15 protein-coding genes and 1 tRNA gene are annotated in these 18,639 nt (G+C 40.9%); 7 read left to right on the plus strand and 9 right to left on the minus strand.

Translation table 11 applies throughout. The features are described 5' to 3' along the window. Nucleotides 1-109 precede the first annotated feature (109 nt). On the plus strand, nucleotides 110-985 hold the full coding sequence (gene bla, locus JO154_RS07275; protein ID WP_291943236.1) for a class A beta-lactamase: 876 nt from the start codon (nucleotides 110-112) through the stop codon (nucleotides 983-985). 78 nt (nucleotides 986-1,063) lie between these two features. Here the strand turns inward: bla and JO154_RS07280 are convergent, their stop codons facing one another. Both JO154_RS07280 and JO154_RS26495 read right to left on the minus strand, forming a co-directional pair. Continuing rightward, nucleotides 1,064-3,211, minus strand: a complete 2,148-nt coding sequence (locus tag JO154_RS07280; protein ID WP_291943238.1) for a TonB-dependent receptor — start codon at nucleotides 3,209-3,211, stop codon at nucleotides 1,064-1,066. Nucleotides 3,212-3,307: 96 nt separating this feature from the next. Next, nucleotides 3,308-3,628: a DUF6660 family protein gene (locus JO154_RS26495; protein ID WP_366935571.1), complete on the minus strand. Its 321-nt coding sequence runs from the start codon at nucleotides 3,626-3,628 to the stop codon at nucleotides 3,308-3,310. A gap of 237 nt (nucleotides 3,629-3,865) precedes the next feature. Here JO154_RS26495 and JO154_RS07285 point away from each other — a divergent pair, with 237 nt between their 5' ends. After that, the gene (locus JO154_RS07285) at nucleotides 3,866-4,453 is read left to right on the plus strand and encodes a dihydrofolate reductase family protein (protein WP_291943240.1); all 588 of its coding nucleotides are present in this window, start codon (nucleotides 3,866-3,868) and stop codon (nucleotides 4,451-4,453) included. 68 nt (nucleotides 4,454-4,521) lie between these two features. On the opposite strand, the gene JO154_RS07290 is transcribed toward JO154_RS07285, so the two are convergent. Then, nucleotides 4,522-5,397 carry an MBL fold metallo-hydrolase gene (locus tag JO154_RS07290; RefSeq protein WP_291943242.1) on the minus strand — a complete coding sequence of 292 codons (876 nt, stop codon included), beginning with the start codon at nucleotides 5,395-5,397 and terminating at the stop codon, nucleotides 4,522-4,524. Nucleotides 5,398-5,502: 105 nt separating this feature from the next. On the opposite strand from JO154_RS07290, the gene JO154_RS07295 reads away from it, so the two are divergent. Continuing rightward, the gene (locus JO154_RS07295) at nucleotides 5,503-5,847 is read left to right on the plus strand and encodes a helix-turn-helix domain-containing protein (protein ID WP_291943243.1); all 345 of its coding nucleotides are present in this window, start codon (nucleotides 5,503-5,505) and stop codon (nucleotides 5,845-5,847) included. A 67-nt stretch (nucleotides 5,848-5,914) separates the two neighbouring features. Then, nucleotides 5,915-6,667 carry an SDR family oxidoreductase gene (locus tag JO154_RS07300; protein ID WP_291943245.1) on the plus strand — a complete coding sequence of 251 codons (753 nt, stop codon included), beginning with the start codon at nucleotides 5,915-5,917 and terminating at the stop codon, nucleotides 6,665-6,667. A 130-nt stretch (nucleotides 6,668-6,797) separates the two neighbouring features. Here the strand turns inward: JO154_RS07300 and JO154_RS07305 are convergent, their stop codons facing one another. The 4 genes from JO154_RS07305 to JO154_RS07320 all read right to left on the minus strand — a co-directional run bounded on the left by JO154_RS07305 (nucleotide 6,798) and on the right by JO154_RS07320 (nucleotide 12,995). Beyond that, nucleotides 6,798-7,808 (minus strand): PDDEXK nuclease domain-containing protein, encoded by a 1,011-nt coding sequence (locus tag JO154_RS07305; protein WP_291943247.1) that lies wholly within the window; start codon nucleotides 7,806-7,808, stop codon nucleotides 6,798-6,800. 350 nt (nucleotides 7,809-8,158) lie between these two features. Then, the gene (locus tag JO154_RS07310) at nucleotides 8,159-10,930 is read right to left on the minus strand and encodes an AAA domain-containing protein (RefSeq protein WP_291943249.1); all 2,772 of its coding nucleotides are present in this window, start codon (nucleotides 10,928-10,930) and stop codon (nucleotides 8,159-8,161) included. A 626-nt stretch (nucleotides 10,931-11,556) separates the two neighbouring features. Then, nucleotides 11,557-11,641: transfer RNA gene (locus JO154_RS07315), tRNA-Ser, on the minus strand. A gap of 91 nt (nucleotides 11,642-11,732) precedes the next feature. Then, on the minus strand, nucleotides 11,733-12,995 hold the full coding sequence (locus tag JO154_RS07320) for a Na+/H+ antiporter (protein ID WP_291943251.1): 1,263 nt from the start codon (nucleotides 12,993-12,995) through the stop codon (nucleotides 11,733-11,735). A 79-nt stretch (nucleotides 12,996-13,074) separates the two neighbouring features. Between JO154_RS07320 and JO154_RS07325 the strand changes: the two genes are divergently transcribed. Further along, nucleotides 13,075-13,797, plus strand: coding sequence for a phytanoyl-CoA dioxygenase family protein (locus JO154_RS07325; RefSeq protein ID WP_291943252.1), 723 nt, complete (start codon nucleotides 13,075-13,077; stop codon nucleotides 13,795-13,797). A 133-nt stretch (nucleotides 13,798-13,930) separates the two neighbouring features. Continuing rightward, the gene (locus JO154_RS07330; protein WP_291943254.1) at nucleotides 13,931-14,491 is read left to right on the plus strand and encodes an AAA family ATPase; all 561 of its coding nucleotides are present in this window, start codon (nucleotides 13,931-13,933) and stop codon (nucleotides 14,489-14,491) included. Nucleotides 14,492-14,493: 2 nt separating this feature from the next. Here the strand turns inward: JO154_RS07330 and ligD are convergent, their stop codons facing one another. Both ligD and JO154_RS07340 read right to left on the minus strand, forming a co-directional pair. Then, complete coding sequence (gene ligD, locus JO154_RS07335; RefSeq protein WP_291943256.1) at nucleotides 14,494-17,229, minus strand: DNA ligase D; 2,736 nt, start codon at nucleotides 17,227-17,229, stop codon at nucleotides 14,494-14,496. Between the two features lie 67 nt (nucleotides 17,230-17,296). Further along, nucleotides 17,297-17,857, minus strand: a complete 561-nt coding sequence (locus JO154_RS07340; protein WP_291943258.1) for a Crp/Fnr family transcriptional regulator — start codon at nucleotides 17,855-17,857, stop codon at nucleotides 17,297-17,299. Between the two features lie 81 nt (nucleotides 17,858-17,938). Between JO154_RS07340 and JO154_RS07345 the strand changes: the two genes are divergently transcribed. After that, nucleotides 17,939-18,631: an HAD family hydrolase gene (locus JO154_RS07345; protein ID WP_291943261.1), complete on the plus strand. Its 693-nt coding sequence runs from the start codon at nucleotides 17,939-17,941 to the stop codon at nucleotides 18,629-18,631. The last annotated feature ends 8 nt before the right edge of the window (nucleotides 18,632-18,639 follow it).

Here is an 18,639-nt window from a genome sequence, read left to right on the forward strand (position 1 = left end):
ATGATTTCTTTGGCATACTGCTATATCAAATATAAGTTGATGTAACGTAAATTCACACATGTCACCCAATAGTGACTTTTCCTTCTATATTTGCACAACGTTAAATAAAATGAATAAGATATTATTGATACTTGGCTGCCTGCTGATTTCCCTTCCAATGTTTGCCCAACAACCGGTGCTTCAACAAAAGATAGCGCAAATAATTGCAACCAAAAAAGCAGACATTGGTGTCTCCATCATTGGAATTCAAAAAAACGATAAAGTGCAGATCAATGGCACCCAGTTATATCCCATGCTGAGTACCTTCAAGTTCCCTATCGCACTAACAGTATTGCATAAAGTGGAAAAAGGGGAACTGGCCATGACCCAAAAAATCTTCATCAAAAAAGAGGAATTATTAGATAATACCTGGAGCCCATTCAAAGATGAACATCCGGAAGGTAACCTCAGTATTACATTAGCAGAAGCATTGACGTGGATGATGTGTTACAGCGACAATAATCTAACGGATATTATTCTCCGACTAATCGGTGGAACTGAACCTGTACAACAGTTTATTGGTAGTAAAGATTTTATTATCCGCAACAATAAAGAGGATATGCATAAAAATTGGGATGCCCAATTTGTGAATCAGATCACGCCAAACGCAGCAGCACTGCTACTAGAAAAGTTTTATCAAGGAAAAATACTAAACAAGGTGCATACAAAATGGCTGTACGATGCCATGCTCAATAATAAAACAGGATTGAAACGCCTTAAAGGAAAGCTTCCAACAGATATAAAAGTGGCACACAGAAGTGGTACTTCGTTTACCAATGATGCAGGAATGACAGGCGCTATCAATAGCTACGGTATCATTGTATTGCCGAATAACAAAAAAATAATTGTAGCTGTTTTTGTACACAATACCTACGAAAGTTTTGATGACACAGAAGCAATCATTGCCGATATCTCCAAAGCTACTTACGACTACTACAACAAATAATGGAAATCATAGTAGTCCTGGTAATTACAACCATTTTCACATGATGCGTTTTCAAAACCCAGGACTACTACGTTGGAATTATAACTTTAGCTTAATCCCTCCATTTACAACAAACCCATCTAATGGTGCATATATATCCCTAAATACTGGATGAGTAACTGTTCCAGTATAAATACTATCAAACCTCGTTTGACGGGTATCTGTAAAGTTTTCAAAATTCACGAATAAGGAGAAATGCTCCCATATTTTCTCCGCCATAAATCCGCAGGTCCAGTAAGACTTTCCGGTTGTTCCGTCATTCAAGGGTTGCCTGCTGCAATAATAGGCTTCTAGTCCAACTTTCCATTTATCTTCTATCTCATACATCAGCACATTATTCAGTCGATGGCGCGCTGTCAATGGGTTCTCTAGCTTTGCTGCGCCCTCATGAAGCCAGGCATCCGTAAATGTATATCCTATAAATAGTTTGAAATCCCCATATCCTAATTTAACATTGGTTTCCCATCCTTTCGTATCTACATACCCATTCGTATTTACAAGCTGGTAAAGGTTTCCAGAGGCATTCTCCAGTAACAACGGGTTGTTGATACGAGTGTAGAAGAAAAGCTGGTTTATGCTTAGACTTACCTTACCAAATAAGGACGTGCGGTAATTGACATCAAAATTAGCGCCATACGACCTTTCCTGCTTATTAGCTTCCGGAGTGATTGGCAACACCGTCCTAAATTGAATACGCTCCGTTTCTTCGGTAAAAATAGTAGGTGTTTTATAGCCAAAACCTCCTCCTAGGCGGGAGGTAATCTGGGGGGAAACTTTAAACAGGGCAGAAATACGCGGCAGGAATACAACGCCATAGTCCCTCACATAGTCTCCACGTACACCAGTTTCCATTTGCAGCCAGTCACTCGCCTTCCAGGTATTTTGTAAAAAGCCGCCAATGGTATGCTGGTCATAGTTTCTTTTAGGGAAATTGTCTTTCGGATATTCTTTAAAATTGTCTGTATAGGCGTTCAAACCAGCTACCCAATCCGTTTTTTCATGGTTATTATTATAGACTATTTCTGAATAAGTCGACCATTGTTTTCCATCAAATGTATAGTCGGGTATAGTAATAGTTCGACTGAAAGTATTGACAGCATTCTTAAAAGTAATGCTACTATTCTTGTTAAACTGATGTTGCAGGGAGAACTGCGTAGAAAACCGATTGCTCTTATTCTTTTCAAAATAGCTATGGGTACTGTCGCCATCCCCTTTAATAAACCGAATATCCCCACCCATTCGATCTTCAAAGGTCATATTCACGCCAATATTCATTTGGGTTTTAGGGCTGAAATAAATGAACAGTTTAGGATTAAATACATAGCGTTCTGTTTTAGGAATAGCTGTAAACCCTGTATTGGAAGGGTCATACGGCTTATTGCTATTACGTGAGGCAAAAACAGTCCATCCTATCTTTTCCAGCTTTTGCCCATAGAATCCATTTATATCTAATCCTCCTGCAGAAGTGCCGTTCACCAAAAAACGCAGTTCTCTTTCTTCTGTGGGCACTTTAGAAATCAGATTGACTAGGCCGGCAATAGCGCCTCCACCGTATAAAGTGGAGGATGCTCCTTTAATGATTTCCACCTGCTTTAAATCCAAGGGGGGAGTTTGCAGAAGGCCCAGTCCTCCAGAAAAACCAGCATATAGCGGAAAACCATCTTTTAAAATCTGCGTATACCGTCCGTCCAAACCCTGAATGCGGATAGTGGCATTTGCGGAAGTGGCAGATATCTGTTGTGTTTGTATACCCGTGCTTTCATTTAGCATCATGCGGATATCACCTGGTTTCATGTTGCCTTTTTCTTCCAGTTCTTCCCTTCCAATAAATTCCACACGGGTAGGAATATTTTGTATAGTTCGGGTACTACGGGTAGAACTGATTACGACCTCGTTCATTTGCTCTCCCATGGCTTCCATTAAGATGACCAGCGTATCATTGGATCGGGGGAATGTCAATGATTCGGAACGGTCCTTATAGCCAACAAAACGGATCGATAAAACCTGCTTACCATTTGGGATATTGGAAAGGCTAACAAGACCATTCTCATCTGCTGTAGCCCCTTTATTGGTACCGATCAGTTGTATCGTAGCTCCCACCAAGGGTGCTTTCGTATCAGCATCTTTTATAATAGCTGTTAATATATTTTGAGCGGCGCACAGGTTTCCTGTACACAGCAATATCATTAAACTTAAAATTTTCCTCATTTTAAAACGAAGTATAATAGCATAGAATAATAGCCAGACCTACAGGTCAGGAGTTTACACAATGTTGCAAAGAAGTCAAGCTATTTTGGGAGGTTGCCAGATAGAAGGGGGGAAATCAAGCAGCGGTGGTGTGGTATAGAAATATCGCAGCTTCGCTATAGGAGACAACGCCTTTGGAAGCTCAAAATTGAAGTCCGGCACAATAACGCCGTGGCAAGTGCCACAGGCAAAGAATGGAGAACAAGGGCAAATGGGCTTATGATCGTTATCCTGCCTTGTGTTCCCGGATGTGGTAGTCAGCACTATTTCATCAACATTGCAATCATCATCGGCATTGCAAGGAATACCCGATAACAGCAAGACATAAAATGAAAATAGATAAACAAACCATTTCATTGTGTAAATATACAAATTGTATGGCTCTTGATGCGGTAATTTAAAACAAGGGAAAAGTATTGAATCATATTATTGTTAGACATATTACATTTTCCATCCCAATCCCTTAATACTGAAAGCGCGATTGTATCTACTGTACAGGCCCACCGGGAAAGGACCGATGAAACAATCCTATTCGGTATTTTTCAATAGATTTATATAAATTTTCGAATCTCCACTTATATAAACAGCTCGTATATGAACAAACTAATCCTGGAAACACAGATCAGCATAGACGGTTTTATAGCAGATAAAAATGGCAGTACAGATTGGATGATTTGGAACTGGGGGCCAGAATGGACTTGGGATGAGGATTTACAAAAGTATCACACCGATCTGAATAAATCCGCCAGCACCATTATTATCAGCAGCCAGATGGCCAAAGAAGGCTTTAATGCACATTGGCAGGCCGCCGCTTCTGACCCAAATGATAAGCGGTACCAATTTGCCCATCATATCCATCATGCATCCAAATATGTAGCCTCCACTACTTTGACTAAAGAGGTGGAAATACCAGGAGGCTGGGATAAAACCAACATTCTAAATGGCGATTTAAAGGAATCTATCACCGCATTGAAGAAATCCGCATCTGGTAATATGATTGTCTATGGTGGTGCAACACTGCTGGCTAACTTGATAAATGAAGATTTAATTGATGAGTACCATCTCATTGTAAATCCTGTTGCAATAGGAAGTGGTTTATCTATTTTTAAAAAACGAAAGCAATTAAAACTGATAAAATCCACTCCATTTGCATGTGGGGTTGTTGTCAACCAGTATGCTTAATGATGTTGAAGACTAAATCCAGAAAAGCCTTCGGATGACATCCGAAGGCTTTTCTCTTTAGAACTGCACTATCTTCCAGGCACCCATTTGAATTCGTTACCAATGCGTACTATTCGTCCAAAACCTGGCCATTGTAGATGATACGCGAATACGAGTTGCTGAGAATCCGCCAATTCGCCGAGTATGCGCCGGCGTGTTTGTGCCGCCAGGTCAAAATCAACATCAAAGATGGTTCCCCATTCAGGTCTGGAAAACAAAATCTCTGCATCATGACAGATATCTGCCATATGAATAAACGTTTCGGAACCGGCTGTTACAGCGAACATACAGTGCCCAGGTGTATGTCCGGGGGCAAGAATTGGCCGCAGAAAGGGAAACATTGGGTCCGAAGTATTAAACAACCGGAGTTTGGGGCCTATTGCAGCAAGTACTTGTCGGATATCCTGATGCAATTGTTTTAATACTTTTGGTAAATTTTTACTTTTTGAAAAGTCCGGCGATACCGATTGCCAGAAATTGTATTCTGCTTCCTGTAAATGTATTTCAGCATTGGGAAACACGAAAAGTCCAGCCTCATCTATCAAACCGTTGATATGATCTGGGTGAGCGTGCGTAAGTATAATGTCGGTGACATCGGCGGGATCGATTCCCGTAGCCTTCAGATTGTCAGGCAAACAACCGGCTGCTGGAGCGGAAGAATATCCATTCCCTGCGTCTATCAGCACTAGATGTGGCGGTGCACTTATAACAAGTATATTATGAGCAAGGGTGATATAATCACTACTTTGTACACGAACACTGTTTAACTCCGGCCGATCTATTCCTGGCGCAAAGCAATCACTATTATAGGGGACATCTCCATCGGTTACCACTAAGATCTCCATGTTTGCGCTCTGAAATGCTGTAAAGCCCTGCATCACTGCATGGTGGTGTTGACTAGTCATTTTACTGATATTTGTTCCTGGTAAATTTTATTGGCAAATTTCTCTTTTCTAGATAGACTTGCAGATAAGACCAATTTTATTGCCTTGGACTATAATTTTAGACTAATGGGAAATTCAAGTGTTAGGAAGACAAAAAACTTTAACCCCACCAATTGTGCGGTAACCTATTGTATGAATATCATTGGTGGTAAATGGAAACCGGTGATTATACACCTGATCTGTAAAGATGTGAATAGGTATAGCCTCATGCAGAAAGCGATGCCGGAGGCCAGTAAGCAAACGCTCACCAACCAGCTCCGCGAATTGGAAGCAGATGGCGTAATAGAGAGAATTGTTTTTGCAGAAATACCTCCCAGGGTTGAATACCGGATGACGCCATTCGGCGATACACTGCTGCCCATCATTGATGCGATGAGGGCTTGGGGTAAGGAGCATAGAAAAGATAGCTAGAATATAGCAAGAAACGGGTTTTATCAGGCGACAAGGCATTTTAATTTCGTGCAATAAAATTTATTATATGCAGAAGTTAAAGAACAAAACGGCTTTAATTACAGGTGGTACGAGTGGAATTGGTAAGGCCACGGCCATTGATTTTATTGAAAACGGCGCGTCAGTGATTATTACCGGACGTTTCAAAAACACAGTAGACGACACTGTAATTGAACTGGGGTCCAATGCCAAAGGGATTGTTTCGGATGCTGGAAAAATGGAAGATATCTTAAGCTTGGCGGATAAAGTGAAATTGATTTCACCTCAGGTAGATATTCTTTATGTAAATGCCGGTTTCGGCAAATATGCTCCACTAGAGCTGATAGATGAGACACATTTTAATGAACAATTCAATGTAATTGTAAAGGGGACACTGTTTATGGTGCAACAGATTTTACCTTTAATGAAAGAGGGCGGATCTATTATTTTGAATACTTCCATCGTGACAGAAGTCGGAATGCCAAATTCTTCCGTTTACTCGGCAGCAAAAGCCGCAGTACAATCGTTTACGAAATCATTTGCATCTGAATTGGCACCAAGAAAAATCAGGATCAATGCAGTAAGCCCTGGGCCTATCAATACCAATTATTTCGATCGATCTAACTTGTCATCAGATCAGGTACAGGCGATGGCAGATGCTGTTATGCCGCAGGTTCCGCTGGCTCGTTTTGGAGAGCCCTCGGAAGTTGCAAAGGCCGTTACCTTTTTAGCATCCGCAGATTCTTCGTTTATGCATGGTACGGAACTGTTTGTTGACGGTGGTTTTCCAAGGATTAAATAATTTTGACGCATTGGTATAAATGGTTACAAGTAACATCATTTGAGAGAATACTATCTCACAAACTACTTCATTTACTAAACACAAAAAAAGCCTTCGGATTATATCCGAAGGCTTTTACACTTTAATTAATTTATTTCTTATCCTTTTCTTTAAAACTCACTAACTCTTTATTTATCTCATCCAATAACTGCTTTTCAGTTGGCAAGTAAAGTGCATACTGGCTGGCAATGATTTGTTTTTGTCCTTCTGGTAGCGAGAATTTTACTACCGCATCATTCTTATCTGTACACAGCAAAATACCGATGGTGGGGTTTTCCTCTGGCAATTTCTCCACCCTGTCGTAATAATTTACATACATCTGTAACTGTCCTATATCTTGAGGAGCGAACTTTTGGGTTTTTAATTCAATGATCACAAAGCACCTCAACAGTCGATTATAAAATACCAAATCTACATAAAAATCATCCCCTTCAAGATGGATCCGTTGTTGCCTTGCCACAAAGGAAAAGCCATTGCCTAGTTCCAGTAAGAAATCTTTGAGATGGGTGATAATGGCACTTTCTAGGTCTCTCTCATAATAGGATGCTTCCCGCTTTAAGTCCAGAAATTCCAACACCATTGGCTCTTTTATGATTTCTTTGGCATCTGATGGGAGTTTTTCCTTTTTTGCTACCGCCAGCACACTTTCTTTGTCATTGCTAAGCAAAAGGCGTTCATACAATTTACTGTAAACCTGCCTTTCTAATTGTCGAGAAGTCCAATTATTTTTAACCGCTTCAGCAATATAGAAGGTCCTAGCATCCTCATTATCAACACTTAACAGCAGTTTATACTGGGTCCAGCTCAATTGTGTCCGCAGTGCAGACACAATTGGAAATGTGCGGTAAAACTGCCTATACCAGTGCAATTGTCTCGGAGCAAAACCACTACCAAACTCTGGCTGTATCTTTTCAGAAAGATACTTTATCAGATAGGTACCATAATCTGCCCGGTCTTTCCCCTCCTGTTCTTCCTCAAATATACGTTTACCAATATGCCAATACATCAGCGTCCGCTGATGGTCTACAGCGCGAATGGCATTTTCTCTTGATGATGAAATGATCGATTTGATGTCTGTAATAAAAGTTTGATTGATTAACATAACTATGGGTTTTTGACAATCTTAAATTGATTTGATTAACAAAATTTCTAAAGGCTTTTTTTAAAAACGCTTCTTCGTGGACCGTTTGCTAATGATAGGTATAGCAGCTTCTCTAAGAATTAGGGGTATAAAAAAACAGCGATACTAATTCTTATCGAATTACTATCGCTGTTTCGTAATATGGGGGAATTAATATCTACGCTAAAATAATAAAATAAAAAAGTTTTAAAAAAATTTGAAGACTTCTTTTTGCGGAGAGTCAGGGATTACTATCGAACACCTAATATCTATTTTGACGTTTTGGGATAGCGTAAGATAATACTAAGTACTATAGGTAATATGGCATATGATCACCCTTGACCCATGGCAGTGTTTAATTTTTCAATAATCCTTGCTTCCTCACTGTGCCCATCAGTTGATAACCTTAGCAATGGAAGGCCTATCATTTTCAAGATATAGTCTTTCTTATGGTCTCTTTCCCGCTGCAATATATTGTCATGGGATGATACTCCGTCTACCTCGACAGCTAAGACGGGAGTTTTGTCAATCTTGTTATACAATAGAAAATCAATCCTTGAATTATTTCTTATGAAGCGGATTTCATCTTCTGAGAATTGTTGAAAATCTTGAATAAGATCTCTAAGCTTATATTCCCTCACCATATCAATAGATGAGAATTGGGCATTATTTAATAAAATATTTTCACTCAACAACTTGTGAATAATGATCTCCGCGGGAGATCCTTGTATGTTCTTGTTGGACGAAAGAAACGAAGTAAAGGCCTGATTATACTCCTTGTACAAGAGATCAAAAACAGAACAGATACGGCCTTGGACAATTGTTTCATTCGGATCAGTGGTATAACACATGTAGCGTATCATATCACCGATCGCTGTCCCGTGAGGAAGTTCCATAGATGCCGGTTTTACTACAATAAATTCTTTCACAGCTCTTGATACTGCCACATTTATTAGCCTAGGATTATCTATAAATGTTTCTATTTTGTTTTTAACCGTATTAAATATAATCACCTCTTTCTCACGCCCTTGAAACTTATGTATAGTGTCAGCCTCTGCCCCAAATGGCAGCTGTTTTTGCAGAATATCTGCATGGTCTCTGTATGGCGCAACAACACCAACTTTTGTATAGTTCGCAGAATAGTTCTCACGGATATACAAGTCCGTTTCATCGATCTGTCTTTGATTGTGATTTCCTTTTTGCCCCGATATGTTTGTTTCAATAATCCTAAACGGATGATTGTATCCAGAAGTCATAATAGCCAGATTATTCTTATAGTACTTCTTGTTGCAGAATCCAATAATAATAGGGTGGCATCTGTAATGTTCTTTTAGCAGCACCGACTTTATTTTATCCCCGTATAGGCTTTTTAGCGAGTCCAGAATATTCTTTTCAACATAGTCGTACGCAGGAGAAATATTGTACTCAACCAGAAATTTCGCTGAAGCTGCTCTACTCTGTTTGTCTACAATGTGGGGAAGCTGCATACTATCTCCCACTACAATCGCATTTCGGCAACAAGAAAAACATGCAGCAGACTTGATGATATCTACCTGCGAAGCTTCATCTATAATCAGATAATCAAAAAGGTACCCTTTTGGAATGCTCGTGTGTAACGAGAGCGTGGAACTCAGAATTACAGGATAACGCGCTGTGAATGCATCAAATTGATTGCGATAACCTTCAACTTTAAATGTAACTTTGTCTAAACGCTTATATTTTTCAAATAACACTGCATTGAATATCTCTTTAGATGCCTCGATAAAATCATTAAGATTAGCCTCTTCATTGTTTGATATCAACCAGTTTTCAACGTCCAGGATTTCGTTTTTTATTTTTGCTATATATAATTCATAGAATTTGTGATTAATATAAACGTGCAACTGTTCGCGGTACCGGCTAATACTGTTCAGGTCAAACAAGCCGTATTGCAGCACAAACCGTAACTTATTGATGATGGACAACTTGTTTTCTGTGCCGATACCTGATAGTAAGTTTTTTAACTTTAAGGTTCTGGCAGAAGTCCATTTACGGTGAAATTTCCTGTCGAGTATAGATTTTATGTTCTGATTGAGTGGTTGTTCTATTTTAATGTGGCTAAAATCTATTTCAGCATCTGACAATGCTGTTTTCAAAAAGGCTAATTTATTCCGGTACTGAAAACATCCTGTGAGTATGGAATCCAGATTGCGAACTTTATTCTTTAGTATTTTTAACCGCTCCTCCGAAACCTCAAAATCCTGATGGACTTTTTGTTCTTCGAGATTGTCGAAGAACGAGGCCTTGTTGTTATTATTTCCAAGTGAAGCCACAACCATTTCATAGCCGTATTTCGCTAACTTCTCCCGTACATTAAATACCGCAGCATTATTGTTCGAAACAATTGCAACAGTTTTATTCTGTACGATAAGATTGGCTATAATATTTAGGATCGTCTGAGTTTTTCCCGTACCTGGGGGCCCTTCTACTATACTTAGACTATTGCTAAGCGCAGTCTCAACCGCCAGTTTTTGACTCTCATTGCAACCAAAAGGATAAATCAGTAGCTCATTGGGAGAGCTTATAAAAGGATTGATCCCATCGATGTACTTGGACAGCACCGACCTTGCCTCCAATATATCTATATCTTCAATAGCCTTGAGTAATATTTCGTTGCTTATTTGATTTGAGCTTTTGCGATCTGTCTCTTCAGGTTGAATATCAAATGATACGTCAAAATTTCCTTCCAGTATCCTCTTAAAATAATTGACTACCGATTCTGTCTGGCCAGTATTCTTTTTTGTATCATAGATTTCAATATCGGCACTGTTTTCAACTGGATAAGAACAATTATCTCCATTTCTAAAAATCAAATAACGCCCATAGTTATCAACTGTATTATATGTCGTACTTAATTTGCCTTTCTCATATATGCGCACATCTTCTCGTCTTGATACAAGAGGATAATATTGTACTTTGTCAGCTCCATAATTATAACTTCTCCCGTTGTTAAATGTAATGCGATATCCATTGTTAGTATGGATAACCGTTGACACATCCCTCTTGTACTCAAATTTCAGGGATGTTTTATTTTTTAAGTACACTATGAACGAATGATCCATCATACTCATTTATTACATTCAGTATAGTCTCTAAGTTACTAATTTAATCTTTATACCGGAAAATGCTCCTAGTTAGAAAGCAGATAGTTAATATTAAGCTGACCTAGAGAAAGCGTGCAATGTTATGAGAATAGAAAAATGAATTGGCACTCAGGTGAAAGATTTTTTGGATGTTAGTGGGTTTCATTTGACCATGCCGATTAAACTACGATTAAATAAGGCCAGTGGCGCTTATAATTCAAGCACCTTAATTCAAATGAATAACGCAACTTATCAGGCGTCCTGTTTTGGTGAGGGAGAAGAGACTCTAAAAACTGCTGCAACGGAGATGTTAGAGGACTGATTTTTTTCTATTTCTTTTAAATCATGATGGAAAATCCAATATCTGCGATTGATTTTCTGTGGATTAGTGATCGGGATAATTAAACTCTTTCGCGGAATTGAAAATCAATTGGTCAACTACAGAAAAGAAGGAGACGATCAAAATTGATCGTCTCCTTCTAGCGGAAAGTCAGGGATTCACCCCCCAGGAACTGTTACAGTCATAATCATTTGTGATAAGACTGCCGCAATAAACGCTTCATTTACTTAAATTAAAAAGCCTCCGGATATTATCCGAAGGCTTCTAGCGGAGAGTCAGGGATTCGAACCCCGGGACCTGTTACAGTCAACAGTTTTCAAGACTGCCGCAATCGACCGCTCTGCCAACTCTCCAACAGGCCACAAATGTATAAAACGTATTGATTATAAAAAATTTACAGAGACATTTTTTTTAACTTTTTTTGACGTATACTCACGCGAGCAGCTACTGCGCTGCTTTTGCAGGGTGTTTTTCTACTGTCCTCACCACCCATGGAAGTGTTAAACCCTGTCCTATCAACGTTATCAGCACCGCCACCACTGAAATAAAAATGATGATATTCCGCTCTGGGAACGGGGTTCCATCTTCCATTGTCCGTGGCAGCGCAATGGCAGTAGCCAAAGATACAATCCCCCGCATGCCCGACCAGGTAATGATCAAACTCGTCTTCCAATCCAATAACGCCCCTTCTGTCACCCGCTTGGATTTCTTGCTGAAAGCCCGCTGTAACGTATTTTTCTGCATAAATACCCGCACCATACGGAGTATAAACGCTACCACTACCGCTAAAAAAGCATAAAAAACGTATAGCCATACATGTTCGGCATCAATTCCCCGCAATACATAAGGCAATTCCAATCCTATCAGGATAAAAATAAGGCCATTCAACAGGAAAATGATGATATCCCAGATGGACTTCGACTGGTGTTTCAGACTATCAGGGAATATTTTCCTACTAAACCGCGCTATGCCTAACCCAAGAATAACCACCGCTATCACCCCCGATACATGCAACTCTTCCGCCAATAAATAGGTGATAAAAGGCATTAACAGCATGAAACTGATCGTTACCATATGATTTTTTCGGAGCTTAAATAACAGGAACCCCAATATCTTCGCCATTACAAACCCTACCAACGCTCCTCCTGCCATCAATAGGAGGAAATTCAGCGAAGCTTTCCAGAGATAAAAAGCAGTACCAGTGACAGCAGCCACCGCAAAACGATACGCTACCAACGCACTGGCATCATTAATCAAACTCTCTCCTTCCAAGATGGTCATGGTTTTATGGGATAATCCCAATCCTTTGGTTATACTCATAGCCGCCACGGCATCTGTAGCAGACAACACCGATCCCAATACAAAAGCCAGCGGCCAGGTCATTCCAGGAATAATATAATGCGCCATTACGGCTATACCCGTTGCCGTTATAAACACCAAAGAAATCGCCAAAGTACTGATGGTATTAATATTCACCTTAAACTGTTCGAAGGATATATTAAAGGCGGCATCATATAGCAACGGGGGCAGAAATATCAGGAACACAATCTCCGGGTTCAACTCTATCTCTGGCATGGAAGGAATAAATCCAATGGCTATACCTGCCACAATCAGCAATACCGGATATGGCAGCCGAATCTTATCTGCCATGGCCGATAAGGCTATCATCACTGCCAACAAAAACAAAACAATACTATAATTCTCCATGCTGATGCTTTTGCCGCAAGTTAGAAAAAAAGTCGGCGTACCTTTTTAATACGCTATATTTAACCTTATTACTGTAGCTATGAATAATACCAACAATGCACTACAACTGTTGACCACAGCAGGTTTTGCAATGATTAGCAATATATTTACGGAAGACGAAATTACCCGGATCTCCCAGATAATTCACCCGGCCGATACTTCGAAAAGCACCTTCCGAAAATCGGCAGATCTCTTCGCTATACGGCAATTCCTCCACGAAATCCCGGACGCTGTTCCGTTGATTTTTAACAAAAATCTACGGAAAATTATCTCCCAACTCCCCGGCGAAAATCCATTTGTCGTGAAAAGCATTTATTTCGATAAACCTCCCGGCTCCAACTGGTACGTGTCCTGGCACCAGGACCTGACCATCTCGGCAGATCAGAAAACAGATACGCCGGGCTTCGGCCCCTGGACGGTAAAAACGAACCAATTTGCTGTACAGCCACCGGTAGCATACCTGGAGAACTTGACTACTATACGCATCCATCTAGATCATACCACCGCTGATAACGGGGCGCTGAAAGTAATTCCCGGTTCTCACCTGAAAAAAATTTATCGCCCTGAAACGATCGACTGGAATATAGAAAAAGAAGTTTGTTGCGAAGTGCCTGCCGGCGGCATTATGCTGATGAAACCACTCTTACTGCACAGTTCCTCCCGCACTACCAATGGACTCCCCAGAAGAGTGCTACATATCGAACTGGCTAGCTTGGAACTACCGGCTCCACTTCAATGGGCAGAGCGAATGTCCTTGCAATAGGCGTCCCCGGCGGCTTTTAAGCGAACTGCTTCCAATTCCGCCGGATTCCTTATCTTTGATAAAGACAATGATGCCTCAATTTTACAACTACTCCCTTTTCCACTAAAGGAATTAACCCGAAATTTCAATCACTATGTTTTATAAATTCAATTATTATATCCTGACTGGTGGCCCAGGCTCAGGGAAAAGCGCACTACTGACGGATCTTCAAAAACGAGGGTATAATGCAGTGCCGGAAGCAGGCAGAAAAATTATTCAGGACCAAGTTAAACAAAACGGGAATGCACTCCCCTGGGGTGATACTGCAGCTTATTCCCGCTTAATGCTACAACAGTCTATTAAAGACTACCAGCACTTCCTAACGTCAACGAATACTTGTTTTTTTGACAGAGGTGTGCCAGATGTTTTGGGATATGTATCACTCATTAAAGGCCCGTCCATCGATCTCTACCAAGCTGCGGCAGCAACCTACCGCTACAATGCAGACGTTTTCATACTGCCACCATGGGAGGAAATCTATGAAACAGATACGGAAAGAAAACAGGATTTCCAATTGGCTGTTGACACCTATCACCAAATGAAGGAAACCTATACCAGCCTGGGTTATGACGTGATTGAAGTGCCTAAAGACGTGGTAACTGCCAGATCCACCTGGATATTGAATTATCTGTACGAGAAAAATGCCAACTACTGAGACTAAAGCAGTGCTTTCAGTTTTTCCAATACCAAACGCAGGTTAATACCTTTACCCATCAAGCCTTTCAACAAATCTCCCTTGGCTGCAATACGTGATGTCATGGTATAGATACTGAAATCTTTCATGTTCACTCCTTTTTTCAGTTCGCTCCAACTCAATGGCGCTGAAACCGTGGCTCCTGGCTTGGGGCGGAGGGAATAGGCGGATGCCATCGTCTGTATCTGCCTGTTCTGCAAGTAATCCAAGTATATTAAACCTTTCCGTTTGGCGGGCGTACGCGCCACACTGGTGGTTTTCGGCAAGCGCTTATTTACGATACCTACGATCAACTCTGCCAGCATACGCGATTGATCATAATCATATTTCCCTCCCAACGGAATAAGTATATGCATCCCCGTAGACCCAGAGGTCTTAACAAATGCCTCCGCTCCAATCTCATCCAACACATCCTTTACTACTAAAGCGGTTTCCACTACTTGGCTGAAAGGATTATTATCAGGGTCCAAGTCTATCAGACAATAATCTGGGTTATCCGGCTTACTGACCCTACTATGCCAAGGATTCATTTCTATACAACCTAGATTAGCCATGTACAATAGGGTGGCTTTGTTCTTGCACACCAAAAACATTTTCGTTTCATTATCGGATTCGCTCTGATAAGGAAAAGTGGGTAACCAATCCGCTACTTTGTCTTCTACATTTTTCTGGTAAAAATGAAAACCGTCAATGCCGTCGGGGAAGCGGTTGAGCGACTGTGGCCGGTCTTTCAGGTAGGGTAAAATCACATCCGAGATGGCGGCATAGTAATTAATCATATCTCGCTTGGTGATTTTTTCTACCGGCCAATATACCTTATCCAGGTTGGTGAATTTTAGTAACTGTCCATCTACTTTGATTTCCACCTCTGGTTCATCGGGTGGCAGGAAACCGTTGGGAACAGCTTTCTTTTTGCTTCCTGCTGCCTTCTTTTGTGTAGCGACAACGGCTTTCTTTTTGCTGCTCGTCGCTTTTTTAGCAGTAGTGGTAGCGGCCTTTTTAGGGGCAGCTTGTTTTGCAGTTGACGCCATAGCGGTAGTTTTTTTGGTGGTAGTTTTGTTGGCAGGTGTGGCTACTACTTTCTCTTGCTTTTCTTTGGGTCCCTTTTTATCTTCCCGCATACCCAGGAAGATAGGCTGTCGCAGAAGGCCTTCCGCTGTTATCTGTGCATATTTGACGGTGCAAACAAGTACAGGTTTCAACCAAGTAACGGGCATGTTCGTTTTGGGAATAGGATGGAATGGGGAGACAGCCGACACCAGTGGCTGAAATTTTCCATGAAGCGTTTTTAAAAGTTCCTCATTAAAGCCGCCCCCAGTATGACCTATATAAGTCAGCTTTTTCCCAATGTATTTCCCTAACACAACCGCCCCAAAATATTTTCTACTATTACGCCCTTTCGTATAGCCACAGATGATAGCTTCCGTTTGGTGATTATTTTTAACTTTCAACCATGTATCCGTTCTTCTTCCGGTGCTATAAACGCTGTCCATTTTTTTGGCCATAACACCTTCCAATCCACGCTCCACAGCCACTTTATAGAAAGCAGTTCCTTCCTCCGTGATATGATCGCTGTACCGCAATAAAGGATGATTCAAAGGTATTATTTCCCGTAACAACTCCTTCCTTTCTATTAATGGCAACTGACGCAAATCCTTCCCTTCATACCACAGTAGGTCAAAAATATAATAAACAAGATGCGCACTCCTACCCTCTTTCATGAAGTTCTGCAACTGCTGAAAATCGGGATCGCCACGCTCATCTAGGGCAACAATTTCACCGTCTGTTACCGCCTTGACATTCCACGCTTTCAGGGCGTCTACAATGATTCCAAATTTATCTTTAAAACTGATTTGATTTCTAGAAAGGAGCTCCACCTTGGTTTTATTGAGATAGCCGATAGCGCGATAGCCATCCCACTTAATTTCGTATAGCCATTCTGGGTTATCAAAAGGGCCTTTTGTGAGCGTGGCCAACATAGGAGATACTTTACTTAGCATGGCCGATTTCTTCCCTGGAATAGCAGTAGTGGCCCGTGTACTGGCTGTCTCCCTAAAATTATTCTTTTTTCGTATATCCGATGCCGTTACTTTACTGGCTTTATTACTCTTCCATACTTTATCTGGAGCTTTAGCAACTTGTTCAATCGTTTTCCCGGAAATGACGGATTTATTGCGGGTAGTAATATCGGTTGTCTTGGCGTATTTATCTTTCCCTTTCATCAGCAGCCAAGCATTATCCCCACGGCCCGGTGCTTTCACCAGAAAAAATACGCCTTTCAGCTTATGACCATGTAAAATGAATTTGATTTTGCCGGTATGCAATTCATCTAATAATTCCTTCTCCACGGATTTCCTTCGTGCTGGCGGTTCTTCCGGCTCATAGTCGCCTTCATCCCAAACGATCACAGTGCCCGCACCATAATTGCCTTCTGGAATAATCCCCTCAAATTGGCGGTAATCATAGGGATGATCTTCCACCATCATGGCCAGTCTTTTTACATTCGGGTCCAGGGAGGGTCCTTTAGGGACCGCCCAACTTTTCAATACGCCCTCCATTTCCAGTCGGAAATCATAATGCAAACGGGTAGCATCATGTTTCTGCACCACAAAATGCAAGGATTTTGTGCGATTCTTTCCGCCTTCAGGCTCAGGCGTATGGGTGAAAGTCCTTTTCTGACGGTATTTCGCAAGACTCATTCCGCAAATCGTTTATATGATATAATACACTTGCAGGCAATATAGTTCACGCGGTAGACCCTGTCAATTACAGGGTTTTCAGGATTCTGTTAAGACTGCGAACAGAAATCCCCAAGTAGGATGCCATATCTTCTTTGGAAATAGTCAACTGTTGTATTTCCATTAATTCCAGTAATTTCCGCAGACTGTGTTCCAGTGTATACAACTGTTGCAGGGTGGCCTTGGTGTCGGTAATAATCAACCTGTCCGCCAGTTCCTCCATGAGGATACTACTGAATTTTAAATTCGTACTATACAGGTGACGGAAATAAGGAACCGCCACCGCAAAGGCGGTCAGCGGGGTAATTGCCTGTACATTATTCATACATTTAATTCCTTTAATTACTTCCAGGTCACCTACCTGCTGCCCTTTTCCCATAAACTGGCGGATGAAGTCTTTCCCATTATCTTCTGTACTATAACATTTGGCAATTCCTTCCCTGATAATCAGGACTCTTGCCAAGGTATCTCCCTGCTGCAATAGAAAGTCGCCCTTATCGTATACCTTCAAGGAAATTTGATCTCTCAGTGCCGGCTGGTTGTAGAGATCTTCAATGAAGCTGTAAAAAGATTCATTTGTACGGAACATAAAACGTAATCCGGGACAATTGTCCTTTTTTGAATAAATAGTAATCAGGAACTTCGTGCCCTGTTGAAAAACAAAAATAAGATGAAAGACAAATTAAAAGTCATTGCTTTTGACGCTGATGATACATTGTGGGTAAACGAACCCTATTTCCGTGAAAATGAATTAATTTTTGCCGATTTACTGGCGGACTATATGCCCAAAGAGGAAATCCTGAAAACCTTATTCAGCATAGAGATGAAGAACTTGCAACTCTATGGCTATGGCGTGAAGGGATTTATGCTCAGTATGATTGAAGCAGCCAATCAAATCACCAACGGACATGCCAGTGCTACACTGATTAACAATATCATTGCCCTTGGTCAAACGCAGTTGCAAAAACCAGTAGAATTACTGGATGGCGTGGAAGAAGTATTACAAAATCTACAAGGAAAATACCAACTGGTAGTAGCTACCAAAGGCGATTTGCTGGATCAGCAACGAAAAGTGAAGAATTCAGGTCTGGAAGCCTATTTCCACCACATTGAAGTCATGAGCGATAAGAAATCAACTGATTACGCACATATGTTGAAAAAGCTCAACTGTGATCCAGACCACTTCTTGATGTTGGGCAACTCCATGAAATCAGATGTGCTGCCAGTGTTGGAACTACAAGGATATGCCTCGCATATTCCTTACCATATCACCTGGGCCCATGAAGTGCATGAAGAGGAACCACAACATCCCAACTATATTAAACTGACAACTATCAAAGAAATCCTGGGGCATCTGGATTAGTGATTAGT

This window comes from Chitinophaga sp. (genome assembly GCF_019236475.1).
Lineage (GTDB): Bacteria > Bacteroidota > Bacteroidia > Chitinophagales > Chitinophagaceae > Chitinophaga.